The sequence below is a fragment of the Streptomyces sp. NPDC079141 genome, assembly GCF_040686775.1.
Taxonomy (GTDB): domain Bacteria; phylum Actinomycetota; class Actinomycetes; order Streptomycetales; family Streptomycetaceae; genus Streptomyces.
In genome coordinates this window covers 36810-51976 of record NZ_JBFBLP010000013.1, presented here as the reverse complement: position 1 = coordinate 51976, position 15167 = coordinate 36810, and the positions used below count along the sequence as shown (strand labels likewise).

At 72.2% G+C, this 15167-nt stretch carries 11 protein-coding genes and 1 pseudogene; 8 read left to right on the top strand and 4 right to left on the bottom strand.

Annotated features, from left to right (window positions below; translation table 11 throughout):
• Positions 1 to 378 precede the first annotated feature (378 nt).
• Both AB0Q90_RS29485 and AB0Q90_RS29480 read right to left on the bottom strand, forming a co-directional pair.
• On the bottom strand, positions 379 to 1614 hold the full coding sequence (locus tag AB0Q90_RS29485) for an SWIM zinc finger family protein (protein WP_363158642.1): 1236 nt from the start codon (positions 1612 to 1614) through the stop codon (positions 379 to 381).
• A complete protein-coding gene (locus AB0Q90_RS29480) occupies positions 1611 to 4448 on the bottom strand; it encodes a DEAD/DEAH box helicase (protein ID WP_363158702.1) in 2838 nt (945 codons plus the stop codon). The genes AB0Q90_RS29485 and AB0Q90_RS29480 overlap by 4 nt, the downstream gene beginning before the upstream one ends.
• Before the next feature lie 273 nt (positions 4449 to 4721).
• Between AB0Q90_RS29480 and AB0Q90_RS29475 the strand changes: the two genes are divergently transcribed.
• The 5 genes and pseudogenes from AB0Q90_RS29475 to AB0Q90_RS29455 all read left to right on the top strand — a co-directional run bounded on the left by AB0Q90_RS29475 (position 4722) and on the right by AB0Q90_RS29455 (position 9004).
• Complete coding sequence (locus AB0Q90_RS29475) at positions 4722 to 5033, top strand: hypothetical protein (protein ID WP_363158643.1); 312 nt, start codon at positions 4722 to 4724, stop codon at positions 5031 to 5033.
• Positions 5034 to 5161: 128 nt separating this feature from the next.
• Positions 5162 to 5410 carry a hypothetical protein gene (locus tag AB0Q90_RS29470; RefSeq protein ID WP_037678403.1) on the top strand — a complete coding sequence of 83 codons (249 nt, stop codon included), beginning with the start codon at positions 5162 to 5164 and terminating at the stop codon, positions 5408 to 5410.
• On the top strand, positions 5407 to 5808 hold the full coding sequence (locus tag AB0Q90_RS29465) for a DNA-binding protein (RefSeq protein ID WP_363158644.1): 402 nt from the start codon (positions 5407 to 5409) through the stop codon (positions 5806 to 5808). The genes AB0Q90_RS29470 and AB0Q90_RS29465 overlap by 4 nt, the downstream gene beginning before the upstream one ends.
• Positions 5809 to 5968: 160 nt before the next feature.
• Positions 5969 to 6782 (top strand): annotated as a pseudogene (locus AB0Q90_RS29460) (sugar nucleotide-binding protein); the annotation flags it as partial.
• 134 nt (positions 6783 to 6916) lie between these two features.
• A complete protein-coding gene (locus AB0Q90_RS29455; RefSeq protein ID WP_363158645.1) occupies positions 6917 to 9004 on the top strand; it encodes an autotransporter-associated beta strand repeat-containing protein in 2088 nt (695 codons plus the stop codon).
• Between the two features lie 26 nt (positions 9005 to 9030).
• On the opposite strand, the gene AB0Q90_RS29450 is transcribed toward AB0Q90_RS29455, so the two are convergent.
• Positions 9031 to 9492, bottom strand: coding sequence for a GNAT family N-acetyltransferase (locus tag AB0Q90_RS29450; protein WP_363158646.1), 462 nt, complete (start codon positions 9490 to 9492; stop codon positions 9031 to 9033).
• A gap of 121 nt (positions 9493 to 9613) precedes the next feature.
• Between AB0Q90_RS29450 and mmuM the strand changes: the two genes are divergently transcribed.
• From mmuM to AB0Q90_RS29435, 3 genes are all read left to right on the top strand, one after another.
• A complete protein-coding gene (gene mmuM, locus AB0Q90_RS29445; protein ID WP_363158647.1) occupies positions 9614 to 10525 on the top strand; it encodes a homocysteine S-methyltransferase in 912 nt (303 codons plus the stop codon).
• A gap of 131 nt (positions 10526 to 10656) precedes the next feature.
• A complete protein-coding gene (locus AB0Q90_RS29440; protein WP_363158648.1) occupies positions 10657 to 11709 on the top strand; it encodes a LacI family DNA-binding transcriptional regulator in 1053 nt (350 codons plus the stop codon).
• A gap of 109 nt (positions 11710 to 11818) precedes the next feature.
• Positions 11819 to 13672 (top strand): beta-L-arabinofuranosidase domain-containing protein, encoded by a 1854-nt coding sequence (locus AB0Q90_RS29435; RefSeq protein ID WP_363158649.1) that lies wholly within the window; start codon positions 11819 to 11821, stop codon positions 13670 to 13672.
• On the opposite strand, the gene AB0Q90_RS29430 is transcribed toward AB0Q90_RS29435, so the two are convergent.
• Positions 13554 to 15137, bottom strand: coding sequence for a carboxylesterase family protein (locus tag AB0Q90_RS29430; RefSeq protein ID WP_363158650.1), 1584 nt, complete (start codon positions 15135 to 15137; stop codon positions 13554 to 13556). The two genes, AB0Q90_RS29435 and AB0Q90_RS29430, sit on opposite strands and share 119 nt — an antisense overlap.
• Between the last annotated feature and the right edge of the window lie 30 nt (positions 15138 to 15167).

Here is a 15167-nt window from a genome sequence, read left to right as displayed (position 1 = left end):
GCGCTGAATCAACTCACCGTGGTCATAGGGCTCTGCAGCTGTACCGCATCACAGCTCCACTCGGGACTCCGTCTCCCGGCTCCCCCGTCGCAATACGACGTACGCCGGCCGAGTGTGTCCATGTCGGCACGATGTCACCAGCCTCTGACAACGCCTCACGTCGGAGCCGGGCTCGATGACGCACGCTTTCCAAATGTTCGTCTGGGGGTTCTGGGGCGTACGGCAACGTCCTGACCTGCGGTGCAGCTGGTCCCGGCGGGGGTTTTGCACGGTGCTGTACGCCGGTGAATGCAACCAGAACTGCAATCACGGAAGTGGAGCAGCGTGAGTGTGTCCAGCTTCTGCTCGTGGTTCCTGGTCAGCGGGGAATCGCCTCCCTTACTCCCCATTCTGCGACCAGGCCGCGGTGAGCGCGGTGACCGGGTCGGTGTCGGCTGGTGCCGCGGGCCACCATTCGCCGTCGTCGTCCTGGAGGTAGGGGTACCAGCGGGCGTCGGGGCCCAGACGCAGCTGGATGCCGTGGTGGGTGAGGGTGAGGCGGTTGCGCCAGGTTCTGAGGTGTGCGGGGGAGTCGGTCATCTCGGCGAGGGCCGCGTCCAGGGCGGTGCGGGTGGCCTTCATCACCGTCGGGTCGGGGGTGTGGGGCTGTTCGGCGACGGCGATGCCCGTGGGGCCGCCGTGGCGCCAGGCGCGGGTGAGGCGCGCGAAGACAGTGGGTTTGGCGCCGGTGTTCTGGATCAGGTGGTGGAACCACTCGGGTCCGGGGTTGCTCGCGGCGATGCGCACGGCGTCCTGGTGCTGGGTCAGGTGCAGGTCGGCGGTGTCGCCCGCGAGGAGCCGGGCGGCGCGCGCGGTGGCGTCGGCCATGAGGCGTTCCAGGTCCGCGGCGGCCAGGCCGGTGCCGGGTGGCGGGGGGACGGGCAGGGCTGTGGTGTGGACGGCGGGCTCCGGAAGTTCGGGCAGTTCGGGGGGCTCTTCGGCCCAGCGGGCGTACGCGGCGGCAGCCGGGATGCCGGCCGGTGCCGGTGGGGCGGCAGTCTCCTGTGCTGCCGTACGGAGTGCGCGCAGTCGGGCGAAGACCTCCTCGGGACCGCGGCCGCGCAGCGCGAAGAGCACGAATGGGTCGGCGTCGATGGTGGCGGCGACGGCGTAGCAGAGCGCGGCAGCGTGCTTGCAGGGATATCCCCAGTCGGGGCAGGAGCACTCCGGATCGAGCTCGGTGGGCAGTGGGAGCAGCGGGACGCCCGCGTGCCGGGCGTCGTCCACGAGTTCGCCGGGCATCTCGCCGTCGAGAAGTGCCGCGAGATGCCCGGCGCGGGCCGCGATCGTGTCGAGCAGGGTGTCCCACTGGGCGTCGGTGAGGACGGGCAGGTGGACCGAGGAGCGGTACGGGCGCGGGCGGCTGCCCTGGACAGCGGCTTTGACCTGGCCCGGGGCGATGGTGACCGGCCCGACCATGCCCTGGCGGGCGTAGGTGCGTCCGCGCGAGAGCCGTCCGGCGTCCAGGGTGGAGCCCTCCAGGGCGGCCACCCATGCCTGGCCCCACCATGTCGCGGTGAAGGCTCGCTTACCGCGGGCGGGCGCACGGCGCGGGCCAGGGACGGCGGGGCTCATGACTGCCTTCCCAGGGCGACGAGTTCGGCGAGGTCGGCGTCGGACAGTTCGGTGAGGGCTGCCTCGCCGGAGCCGACCACGGCGTCGGCGAGGGCGCGCTTGGCTTCGAGCAGCTTCGCTACCTTGTCCTCCACAGTTCCCTCCGCGAGGAGCTTGTGTACCTGGACGGGTTTGTCCTGGCCGATGCGGTAGGCGCGGTCGGTGGCCTGTTCCTCGACAGCCGGGTTCCACCAGCGGTCGTAGTGCACGACGTGAGCGGCGCGGGTGAGATTGAGTCCGGTGCCCGCCGCCTTCAACGACAGCAGGAACACCGGCACTTCACCGCGCTGGAAGCGGTCCACCATCTCCTCGCGCCGCGCGACGGGGGTACCGCCGTGCAGGAAGAGAGTGGGGACGCCGCGCTCGGCGAGATGCCTCTCCAGTAGTGCCGCCATCTGTTTGTACTGCGTGAAGACCAGCACGGATTCGCCTTCGGCGGTGATGGTGTCGAGAAGTTCGTCGAGCAGGTCGAGCTTGCCGGAGCGGCCCCGCAGAGGGGTGGACTGGCGCAGGCTGTGCTCTTTCAAATACTGGGCGGGGTGGTTGCAGATCTGCTTCAGCGCGGTGAGCAGCTTGAGCACCAGACCCCGCCGCGCGATGCCTTCCGACTCCGCGATCTTCGCCATGGTCTCGCGGACCTGTGCCTCGTACAGACTGGTCTGCTCGGCCGTCAGCGGGACGACGTGGTCGGTCTCGGTCTTGGGCGGCAGTTCGGGCGCGATGCCGGGGTCGGACTTCTTGCGGCGGAGCAGGAAAGGACGTACGAGACGGGACAGGCGCTCGGCCGCCTCGGGATCCTCGCCCGCCTCGATGGCGCGGGCATGCCGGTCACGGAAGGCGGTGAGGGTGCCGAGCAACCCGGGGGTGGTCCAGTCGAGCAGGGCCCACAGCTCGGAGAGGTTGTTCTCCACGGGGGTGCCGGTGAGAGCGACGCGGGCGCGGGCGGGCAGGGCGCGCAGTTCGCGGGCGGTGACGGCGTAGGGGTTCTTGACGTGCTGGGCCTCGTCGGCGGCCACCAGCGACCAGGCTGTCTCGGCAAGCACTTCGCGGTCGCGGCGCAGCACCCCGTAGGTGACCAGGACGATCTCGTCGCCGGCCAGGTCCCCCAGGTGGCGGTCACCGCCGTGGTAACGGCGTACGGGGGTGGACGGTGCGAACCTGGCGGCCTCGCGCTGCCAGTTGCCGAGCAGGGAGGCCGGGCAGACGACAAGGGTGGGGCCCGCGGTGGTGGGGTCGCTCTGGCGGTGCAGGTGCAGAGCGAGCAACGTGATGGTCTTGCCCAGGCCCATGTCGTCGGCGAGACAGCCGCCGAGGCCGAGTGCGCACATCTCGGCCAGCCAGGCCAGGCCCCGCTTCTGGTACTCGCGCAACGTGGCCTTGAGGGCGGCGGGCTGGGGCACGGGGGTGCGGGACTCGGGGTCGCGGATACGAGCGACCAAGTCGCCGAGCGCACCGACCGCCGCACAGGGGACCCGGTCACCGTCCCTCCCCCAGCCTCCGGCCGGGGGGACCCCCATCTCGCTTCGCTCGGCCTCACCGGTCAGCGCCGCGTTCAACGCCTCCATGGGGGTGAGCGGTTCCATCCGGCGGCGCCTGGCGCGGGCCACCAGCTTCGGGTCGGCGACCACCCACTGGTCGCGAAGCCGGACGAGGGGACGGCGTGACTCCGCGAGGGCATCCATCTCGGCCTCGGTGAGCGGCTCGCCGCCAAGGGAGACCTGCCAGCGGAAGTCGAGGAGGGCCTCGGTGTCCAGCAGGCCGCCCGCGGTGGAACCGGGGGCGGTGCGCTGCCCGATCTCCGCAGTCGCGGTGAGCGCCTTGACCAGTTCGCGCGGCCAGTGCACGTCGACACCGGCCGCGCGCAGCGCGTCCGTGGCGTCCCCGAGGAGTTCGAAGGCTTCGTCGTCGGTCAACCGGAGCTGATCGGGAGCGGCATCGTTGAGCAGCCTCCGCAGCGGGGGCCAGGCGCGGGCGCCGCGACGCAGGGCGAGCAGGGTCTCGGTCTCGGCGCGCGGGCCGAGCAGCCGCTCCACTTCGGCCGGCTCGCTCCACAGCCGCGCGGCCTCGACGACGAGCGCCGGGTCCGCCGCGGTGTGCAGTTGCAGGACGGCCCGGAACTGCCGTCGGTGTCCTTCGGGTACGTCGACGCGCAGGGAGACACCGACCTCGGCGGTGAGCGCCGCCTGGGTTTCCTCGGCCCATTCACGCAAGGTGGGCACGGCACGGGCCTCGCGCCAGGCGTACGGCAGGGCTCCCATGGCGAGCGGCGCGGCCGGCGTACGGACCAGATCATCGGCGACCGCGTCGCAGAACTGGCGTACCAGCGCGCCCGGTTCGGTGATCCGTACGGGCGCAGGGCCTGGCTCGGGCAGACAGTGGGCGTGCGGCGGGAAGGCGGCGGCCAGGGCGTCCAGCGTCTGGCGCTGGACGGCGGTAAAAGGACCCACCTGCCAGGTGTCGTAACCGGCGGGGGTGAGGGCCGGGTGGAGGCGGCCGTCGGCGAGCAGCCGCAGCGCGAAGCGAGTGGCGGCCTGCCAGGCGGCGCCGGAGGGATGCGTCGGCTCCGCATCAGCCAGGGCGGAGACAGCGACGGCGACAGGCAGCGCGTAACCCTCGACCCTGCGTCGCCTGACCGAGCGGCTGTGCGGCAGGACCAGCTCCACCACCTCGGTCTCAAGGCCGGTGGGCGCCATACGGTCTCCGGCTGCTGCCCCGGGCGGCTTCCACAGCAGCAGCCGCCCAAGGCGGGCGGGCTCACCGGGCAGGAACACCGCCGCCCAGCCGGCGCCGAGCAGCTCCCTCCCGAAGGCGGATGTTTCCTGCCGGGCGAGCGGCGGTGCGCTCCTCGCGCCCGTACTCGGCTCTCGTACGACGACTCGTGCCACTCTCTTCCGCCCTGTCGCTTGCCGGACCCTCCCCTGGCCCGCTCACTACAGAACCCCACCAGGCAACGTCACGCGCCGGCAACCGCGGGCCTTGGCTTGACTGCTGGCGATGGCGCCACGGCGGATATGCCGCTGCTGAACACACCGGTCCTCAGCCGTACGGTGCAGCGCTACGGTGAGGCCATGAGCACCTGGGACCCAGCCGCGCTGGAGGCGTTGATCGAAGAGGCCACCGTCGACGCCTACGGCCAGGATGAGCAGCTCACCGGCTTCTTCACGATGATCGAGGAGGGCCTCGCCGTGCCGTTCACTACGACTGTTCTCGGCGTCGAGGTGAGCGTGGTCGGTGTCGATCCGGCCGAGGACGGGCATGTGGTCGCACGCTGCGCCCGGGGGTCGGTCCGACAGGGCATCGGAATTCTGGACCTGCCGCTGCCGGAACCCGCCCCCGAGGGCTCGCAGTGGATCGAGGCGTACCGCTACCTGGCCCGCTGAACCGGCGCGTCGCACAACTGTCCAGCCGAGCCCCTGCTCGAACGGGCAGTCGCCCCGACTGCCGCTGACTGGACCGACTGCGGGAAACAGAGAGCACGTAGCGCGCATACCGCAGTATGCTTGTCGCTATGGCTGACACCACACGCATCACGGTGACACTCCCCACCGAGCAGGTGGCGGAGCTGAAGAAGATCACGGACAACATCTCCGGCTACGTGGCCGAAGCGGTCGCCAGACAGATCCGGCACCAGCTTCTGGGGGCAGACCTGCGCAGCCACACAGACGAGCACGGGGCCTTCAGTGAGGAAGAGCTGGCCGAGGCGCGGGCGCGGATCTTCGGTACCACGCAGGCCGCCGGCGGCGCGAGCGCCGCGTGAGCGGGCACATTGAGACTGTCGTCCTGGACAGCGAAGGGCTGTCGGCCTGGATGGCGCAGGACCGGAAGGTTCTGGCGATGTTCCAGGTGTTCCACGGCATGGGAGCGGACCTTGTCGTCAGCGCCAACACCATCGTGGAGGTGAGTCACGCCAGGGTGAACCTGCCCCGACTGCAATGGGCTCTCTCCCGGGTCAAGGTGGAGCCGGTCACGGAGACAGCGGCCAAGGCGGCGGCACAACTGCTCAAGGGCGCCGGTCTGCACGGACACAAGTACGCGATCGACGCCACCGTCGCCGAAGCGGCCTTGCGTCAGCCTGGCCCGGTCGCCATCCTCACGTCGGATGTCGATGACATGACCCGGCTGTGCGGCAGCAAGGTCCGGATGATCGGGCTATGACCTCGCCCGTTGCCAGTCCCCGCCGCTCCCCCGTGGTTCCCCGCACGATCTGGCACGCGAATGGCACGGCCGTCGCTCTGCCTCGGCCGGGATAGGCGATGCCGGGCCCCGACGCACGAGGCCAACCCAGCACCGATCCCCTCCGCTACCGTGGCAGCCCATGGCAGTCCTGATTATCGGTGGCAGTGGCTTTCTGGGAACTGAACTGGTCCGCCAGGCCGCCGCGACGGGGCACGACACGGCCGCGACGTTCGCCTCCCGGCCCGGCAGTGCCTCGGGGGTCGCCTGGCATCAGCTCGACGTCCGGGATCCGGCGTGTGTCGCCAGGTTGATCGCCGAAATTGCCCCGTCGGTCGTCGTCAACGCGTCCAGCGGCCAGTCCGACTGGGCGGTCACCGCCGACGGCGCGGTCCGCGTGGCGCTGGCTGCCGCCGAGCAAGGCTGCCGCCTGGTCCATGTCTCCAGCGACGCGGTGTTCTCCGGCGCGCATGTCCGCTACGCCGAGAGCAGCCTGCCCGATCCGGTCACCCCGTACGGCGCCGCAAAAGCCGCCGCCGAGACGGCGGTACGGCTGCTGGTGAACGGTGCCGTCGTCGCCCGTACCTCGCTGATCCTCGGCCACGGCCAGTCCGGGCACGAGCGCACGGTGCATGCCCTGGTGGCCGGCACCCGCGACGGGGTTCTGTTCACCGACGACATCCGTTGCCCGGTCCATGCCGAAGACCTGGCCGCCGCCTTTGTGGGAGCTCGCGTTGTCGGAGGCGGCCGGGGTGTTCCACCTCGCTGGGCCGGATGCCCTGAGCCGTTATGACCTCGGCGTGCTCATCGCCCGGCATCAAGGGCTTGACGGTGCGCAGTTGCCGGCCGGGCGACGAGCCGATACCAGCCTGCCCGGGGCCCTCGACGTACGCCTCGACAGCCGCGCAACGCAGGAGCGGTTGCGGACCAGGCTCCGCGGCGCCCACGAGTTCCTCCGCGAAGACGGCCGCATTATTGACGTGGACCGGCGGCACACCGTTCGAGGTGTTCCCGCGCGGCTCCTGAGTCCCGCACGGGCGGCGCGCCGAATTTCTGTTATCGGCCGCCGCCCGCTTGCGTCTCCAAGTACGTGCGCAGCCTCATCCTTACGACAGCAGCCGCCGTCGCCGCGGTCGCCCTGACTATCACCGCTCCCCCCGCCGTGGCCGCCGGCCCCCGGGACGTCACCGCCGCCGTCCTCGCGGACCGGGACGTGACCCTCACCGGCGACACGGTCGTCACGGTCCCCGCGGGGACGACGACGTACGACGGGGTGTTCCGCGGCGAGGGCACGCTCACCGTGCGCGGCACCGGGACTCTGGTGCTGACCAGGGACAGCGACTTCACGCTCCCGAAGTCCCGGCAGCGGCAGCGGGTGACGACGCAGGGCGGCAACCACCCGTACGTCACCACGACGAACCCCGACCCGCCCGCGGTCACCGTCGAGCGGGGGGCGACGCTTCAGTACGGCGACGGCGGGACGACCGGGCTGATCGGCCACTTCCCCTACGACACCCCGGCGTTCCGGCTCAACCAGGACAACATCCGGGTCGACGGCACCCTGCGGCTGTCCCTGAAGAGCGCCTACAACCTCGGCACCATCAGCGGCAGTGGTCTGATCACGCAGCCGCGTTTCCTCTGGGGCACCTGGGATCTGTCGGGCGTCCACTCCTTCTCCGGCACCATCGACAACGGCACTCAGGTCAACGCCGGGCGGCCCGAGTACGCCACCTCCCTGCCTCAGGTCCGCAAGGTGCTCAACCAGGGCACCTGGACCGTCGACACCCCGCTCGGGCAGACCGTCACCATGGGCATGGACTTCTACCAGCGGGAGTACGGCAGCGACATCAACATCCAGTCGCGGCCCGGCAGCAAGGTCGTCCTCACCGGCCAGTACAGCTGGTCCGACCAGGGCGGCGACACCGACCCCTCGCTCAGCGACCCCGCCCTGAACTGGACGCCCGCCCGCAAGAACGTCAACAAGCGCGGCACCAACATCAAGGGCGCGAACGTGCAGTGGGGCGACGGGACGACGAACAAGATCTTCATGCCGGGCACGGCCGAGACGGTGTACATCAACGTGCTGGCGGCTCGCGAGCGTTCAAGGCTGACGTTCGACTACAACGGCCCCGTCACCCTCGGCGCCCCCATCGGCGGCGGCGTCTTCCACGACACGCTGTCCGCGCCGGGCGCCGGGGACGTCGTCATCGCCGGGACGCCCGGGAACGACGTGACCTTCGCGGCGAAGCAGTACTACGACGGCTCCACGACCGTGGAGAAGGGGGCGGTGCTGCGGCTCGGGTCGAGCCAGGGCGACGGCTCGCTGCTGATGGGCGGTGCCCGGCGCCAAGTGGTGAACGACGGCACGCTGTTCGTGCAGAACCGGTCGACGCCCGTGTCGCTGTCCCAGGTCGGCGGATCGGGATCGCTGGTGCAGGCAGGCCCGGCGACGACGACACTGACGGGCGCGGCGGTGACGTACACCGGTACGACGACGGTCGAGCAGGGCACCCTCGCGCTGCGGGACGGGGCGACGCTCACCCGAAGCAGGGCCGTCCGGCTGACCTCGGCCAAGTCCCGCCTGGACGCGGGCACTTCGGGGCTTCGGGTGGCGACGACGCTGAGCGGCAAGGGCACGGTGCGGGGGTCCGTGACCAACGACGGTGTGGTGGCGGGGGGTCTGACGCTCTCCGGTGGCTACACGCAGACCGCGAAGGGTGAACTGGTGCTGGGGGGACGGCCGTTGAAGGTGAGCGGCGCGGTCCGGCTGGCCGGAGACCTGGATCTCGCGGCCGCCGGTTCGCGGCCGTCCGCGAAGAGGATCACCGTCCTCGACCACCGGGGTCGGGCCAGGACCGAGGGCGCGTTCCGCGGCCTCAAGCAGGGCACGAAGCTGAAGCTGGCCGACACCACGTACCGGATCAGCTACCGCGGCGGCGACGGCAACGACGTCGTCCTGACCGCGGCCACCGCCCCCAGCTCCTCCCCCAGCGCCACCGACCGGCCGAGGTCCGGCGCCCCGGCCGCCGCCACTCCCACCGCGAACACCGGTAGCAGCGGCCTGGGTTGGTGGCCCTACGTGCTCGCCCTCGGGCTGCTCATCGGCCTCGTCGTACCGGCGGTGAGACGAGGCCGCGGCACCGGCCGGCGCCGGGGAGGACGACACTCGGCGGGCTGACGGGACGGTCGTCGAGCGGCGCCGCTTCAGGGCTGGATGGTGACGATCATTTGCGGCAGCACTCTGCCGGCGATGGAGCCCGACGGGACGCTGCCTATGCGTACCGCGCCCATCGCGCGGTAGAAGGGTTCGGCATTCGGGTCCGCGTCGATCGTGAGCCAGGTGAACCCCAGGTCTCGTCCGGCAGCGATGGTGTGCTCGAACAGCAGGCGGCCGATCCCCTGGCCGATGGCCTGCGGATCGACGAACATCATGCCCAGCTCGCCCGCAGGTGGGTCTCCCACGAGATTCGTGAAGCCCAGGATGTGACCGTCCCGGTCGGCCACCGTGGTGCGTCGGCGTACGACGTCGTTCGCGTGGACGGTGAGCTCGTCCCGGCACGCTTCCAGGAAATCGGCGTCATAGCCCCAATGCGCCTTGGAGCGCAGTGCCAGGTCGCTGAGTGCCGCGGCTTCCGTCGCCCTGGCAGGCCTGATCAGCACGTCCAACTACGTCCCCCGGTCAGGTGTGGGTCCAGCGATCGATCCTCGCACCGTGCTTTCGTACGGGGAAAGTGCGCGGAGCTCTCGTATGCCGGGCCCCCGCCCCGCCTCGACTACCGTCGACCCCATGACCAGCACAACCCCCCTCGCCGAAGCCCTCGCCACCCGTCCCGTCGTCCTCGACGGCGGCATGTCCAACCAGCTGGAGTCCGCCGGGCACGATCTGAGTGACGAGCTGTGGTCGGCGCGGCTGCTTGCCGAGCGGCCCGAGGCGATCGTCGAGGCTCATCTCGCCTATTTCGAGGCGGGAGCGGATGTCGCCATCACCGCCAGCTACCAGGCCACGTTCGAGGGGTTCGCGAAGCGCGGGATCGACCGTGAGGGGGCGGCCGGGCTGCTCGCCCTGAGCGTGGAGCTGGCCCGTGAGGCCGCGCGCCGGGCGAAGGCGGAGCGGCCGCTGTGGGTGGCGGCGTCGGTCGGTCCGTACGGGGCGATGCTCGCCGACGGCTCCGAGTACCGGGGCCGGTACGGACTGAGCGTGGCCGAGCTGGAGCGTTTCCACCGGCCCCGGCTGGAGGTGCTGGCCGGGGCCGGTCCCGACGTTCTGGCGCTGGAAACGGTGCCCGACGCCGACGAGGCCGCGGCACTGCTGCGGGCGGTGCGGGGACTCGGTGTCCCGGCCTGGCTGTCGTACTCGGTCTCCGGCGACCGTACGCGCGCCGGTCAGCCGCTGGAGGAGGCGTTCGGCCTGGCCGCCGGCGTGGACGAGGTGATCGCGGTCGGGGTGAACTGCTGCGCTCCCGAGGATGTGGCAGGGGCGATCGAGACCGCGGCCCGTGTCACCGGCAAGCCGGTGGTCGTCTACCCGAACAGCGGTGAGGCCTGGGACGCCGAGGCCCGCGCCTGGCGGGGCCGCTCCAGCTTCGCCGCCGACGAAGTCCGCGGCTGGCGGGACGCCGGGGCGCGGCTCATCGGGGGCTGCTGCCGGGTGGGCCCGGAGGCGATCACGTCGATCGCGCGGACGCTTACGGCGGCGTAGCGCACCCCGTACGCCGCCCGGCGCACCCCTCGCTCACGCCCCACCCCCCTGCTAGCCTCCCCTTCCTGGGAACCGGTTGTCATCCGTGTTGCCACAGTTCCCGTGGGGTGGGCGAGAGGGGCGAGGCAGGCGTGACGAGGAAGAGCGAGGGCGCGAGCCGCAGCACGATCCGGGACGTTGCGGCCCGCGCGGGGGTGTCCGCGTCGACGGTGTCCCGGGTGCTGGGCGGGGAGTATCCGGTGAGCTCGGCGACCCGGACCCGTGTGATGCGGGCCGTGCGGGACCTGGACTACGTGGCGGACGCGCGCGCCAAGGCGATCGCGGGCGTGGGCACGCCCACGCTGGCGTTCGTGCTGGAGGACATCACCGGGCCGTCGTTCGCGCACATGGCGCACGGTGTGGAGCGGGAGGCGACCCGGCTCGGTCATCTGTGCCTGGTGTGCAGCACGGAGGGCGATGTCCGGCACGAGCTGGAGTTCGTGGAGATGATGCGCGCCCAGCGGGCCGCCGCCGTGATCCTGGTCGGCGGCTCGGCGGACACCCCCGAGTACCGCGACCGCACCCGCCGCATGGCCGACTCACTGGCCTCGGCCGGATCGCGGCTGGTGCTGTGCGGACGGCCGCCGCTCGGCCCGGGCGCGCCGGTCACGGTCATCGAGTACGACAACGAGGGCGGCGCCTACGCCCTGGTCGCGTACGTCCTGGCCCAGGGCCACCGCCGGGTGCTGTTCCTCGGCGGCAAGCCGGACCACAGCACGGCGCAGGGCCGTGAGCGGGGCTATCTCGCCGCCCACCGGGCCCGAGGCCTGGAGCCCGACCCGGCGCTCGTACTGCACGGCGACTTCACCCGCGACGCGGGCCACCGGCTGATGCGCGAGGCGCTGAAGGACGGGCTGGAGTTCACGGCCGTGGTCGCGGCCACCGACATGGTCGCGGCCGGCGCGCTCACCGCGCTGCACGAGGCGGGCCTGGACGTGCCGGGCGACGTGTCGCTGGCCGGCTACGACGACATCCCGTTCGCCCGCGATCTGCACCCGGCACTGACGACGGTCCACGTCCCCTACGAGGAGCTGGGCCGCCTGGCCGTGCGCACGGCGCTGGGCCGCACCCCGGAGAACCCGGACGAGCATCTGCTGCTGGGCACGCACGTGGTGGTACGGGACTCGGTGGCGGCGCCGGCCTGAGCGCTCCGGGCACTCCGGGGCCGCCGGGATCTTGTCGCGGCTCGCTCTGTTTCCTATGCTCACGGCCGTAGAAAGCGTTTACCGTCGGCGATTCCCCGGAGCGTCCAGCATGCGCAGTGGTCCGATCCGCCCCACCGACCGCGCGCACACCGCCCTGCGCCCCGCGTCGGCCGCCCGCATCACCGACGGATTCTGGGCCGCCCGCCGCAGAACAAACGCCGAGGTGAGCATCCCGCAGGGCCCGGCCCGGCTGGAGTCGGCCGGGAATCTGACCAACCTCCGTGCCGCCGCTGCCGGTTCGGGGGAGTTCGTCGGGGACTTTCCGTTCCAGGACTCCGACGTGCACAAGTGGCTTGAGGCGGCGTCCTGGCAGCTCGCCGACCGGTCGGACGACAAGGAACTGGCGGCGCACATAAGCGAGTTGACCGACCTGCTCGCCGCCGCCCAGGACACCGACGGCTACCTCCAGACGTACTACCAGGTCGCCCGCCCCGACCGCCGCTGGCAGGAACTCGGCTGGGGCCACGAGATGTACTGCGCGGGCCATCTCATCCAGGCCGCCGTGGCCCACCACCGCGCGACCGGCGGGCGTGAACTCCTTGACGTGGCCGAGCGGTTCGCCGTTCACATCGACGAGGTCTTCGGCCCCGGCGGGCGGATCGACGGCGTCTGCGGCCACCCCGAGGTCGAGACCGCACTCGTCGAGCTGTACCGCGAGACCGGCGAGCGCCGCTGGCTGGACCTCGCCGCCCACTTCGTCGACCGCCGCGGCCACGGTCTGCTCGACCCCGACCTCAACCCCCACCTGGGCCGCGCCTACTGGCAGGACCACACGCCGGTCCGCGAGGCCGACGCGGTCGCCGGTCACGCCGTACGGCAGCTGTATCTGCTGGCGGCCGTCGCGGACCTGGCCGCGGAGACCGGGGACGCGGAGCTGCGCGCGACGGCCGAGCGGCTGTGGGACTCCATGGTGGCCGCGAAGACGTATCTCACCGGCGGCGTCGGCGCACGTCACGAGGGCGAGGCCTTCGGGGAGCCGTACGAGCTGCCGTCGGACCGGGCGTACGCCGAGACCTGCGCGGCCATCGCGTCGATCCAGTGGTCGTGGCGGATGGCCCTGCTGACCGGCGAGGCGAAGTACTCCGACCTGATCGAACGCACCCTCTACAACGGCTTCCTGTCAGGCGTCGGCCTCGACGGCGACAGCTGGCTGTACGTCAATCCGCTCCAGGTGCGCGAGGAGTACGAGGGCGCGAACGAGGCCGACAAGACGGCCCGCCGCACCCCGTGGTTCCGCTGTGCCTGCTGCCCGCCGAACGTGATGCGCCTGCTGGCCTCGCTCCCCCACTACCTGGTCAGCGGGGACGCGCAGGGCCTGCAGCTGCACCAGTTCGCGACGGGTGTGTACGAGGCGGGCGGCGGCCGGGTCCGGGTGGAGACCGGCTACCCGTGGGACGGGCGGATCGCGGTCACCGTGGAGGAGGCGCCGCGGGCCGAGTGGACGCTGTCGGTGCGGATCCCGTCCTGGTGCACGGACTTCACGGCCGCGGCCCCGGACGGGGAGGCACCGGCCGAGACCGGCCCCGGCTGGCTGAGGGTGCGCCGCCGCTGGGCGGCCGGGGACACGCTCGTCGTCGACTTGGACCTGAGCCCCCGGCTGACCCCGCCCGACCCGAGGGTGGACGCCGTACGCGGCTGCGTGGCGATCGAACGCGGGCCGCTCGTGCACTGCCTGGAGGGCGTCGACCAGGAACCGGGCGTGCCCTTCGACGAGCTCACCCTCCCGCCCGGCTCCCCGCTGTCCGTGCGGCAGGAACCCGGTCTGCTGGGCGGGGTCGATGTGATCAGCGCCGACGGACGACGCCGGGCAGACGGAGCCGTCGTACGGCTGACCGCAGTTCCGTACTACGCATGGGCGAACCGTCGGCCGGGGCCGATGCGCGTGTGGGTTCCGCGGGAGTGACCTCGTCCGCCGCCCACAGGGCCAGTTCCCGGTCCCGGGGGCCGGGCGCGGTGTACGGCGCGCCCTCGCCGAAGATCCGCACCGGGTGGGTGGCGTCCCAGTGCGCCCAGCCGGGGTCGCCGTCCCGGACGAAGCGCACCCACGCCCCGTGCATCGCCTCGGACAGTTCCTTCGGCGAGCCCTGCCCGGCGAGCTTCGCCGACTCGGGGGCGTCGCCGGTGTCGAAGACGAAGCCGAGCTCCAGGGCGTGGCAGGAGCCGAGGTCGGGCAGGTTGGACGGCCAGGCGAACTCGTAGACGTACGAGGAGTCGGGGCGGGCGTCGGCCAGGCGGTGCAGAGGCAGGCGCAGCAGGTGGTCGGTGACCATCTGGCCGACGAGCTCGGCGGTGCCGGCGTCCGGGTGCAGGGCGCGGTAGCCGCGGGGCACCTCGTGGCCGCAGTGGCAGCGGGCCATGGCGCCGGCCAGCGCGACCGGGCCGAGCCGGTCGACGCGCTCCAGGAGGCCACCGGGCACCAGCCACAGCCGGTACTCGTCGCGGGTCCAGCCCGTCATCAGGTCGACGCCGCGGGCGGCCCCGCCCTCGACCAGGGCCGCGAGGGGGTCACGCGGTACGAGATCGCCGTCCTCGACGATGCCGAAGGCCGGCCCGCCGAGCACCGGGCTGCTGAGCCTGCCCACCTCGGCCTGGGTGCGCAGCAGCAGCTCACGGTCGACGTCGGCGAAGGCCGCGGCCGTGGCGGGGACCTTCAGCCGGGTCGCCATACGGCGCACCATGCGCCGCACCTTGTCCCGGTCGGCGGCCTCGGGCGGCCCGCTCTGCAGGATCGCGCGCCGCACCAGGCCCTGGGCCTGCGGGGCGGCCAGCAGCGCCCCGGCGCTGATGGCCCCGGCGGACTGCCCGGCCAGCGTGATCCGGCCGGGGTCACCGCCGAAGGCCTCGATGGCGGAGTGCACCCACTCCAGAGCGGCGAGCTGGTCGCGCAGTCCCGGGTTGGCCGGGGCGTCCGGGAACAGCCCGTAGCCCTCGACCCCCAGCCGGTAGTTCACGGAGACCAGCACGATCCCGTCCCGGGCGAAGGCCCGCCCGTCGTACACGGGCACGGCCGAGGAGCCCCTGGTCAGGGCGCCCCCGTGCAGCCACAGCAGGACCGGGAGCCGGGCTGCGGGGTCCGGGTCGGGCGTCCACACATTGAGGTTCAGACAGTCGTCACCGGGCACGACCGGGTCGGACAGATACTGCGCGAAGACCTCGGAGTACGGCGGTTTCGGCGCCGTGGGCCCGAAGGCCCCCGCGTCGCGCACACCGTCCCAGGGTTCCGGCGGCAGCGGCGGGCGGAACCGGCGGGGTCCGAAGGGGGGTGCCGCGTACGGGATGCCCCGGAACACCGCGATGCCCTGCTCGTACCTGCCGCGTACGGCCCCGTGGGGCGTTGTGACCACGGGGTTCGTCCGGTCCGCCGGCATGCGACCACCAGCCCTTCGCCACGCTCCTGC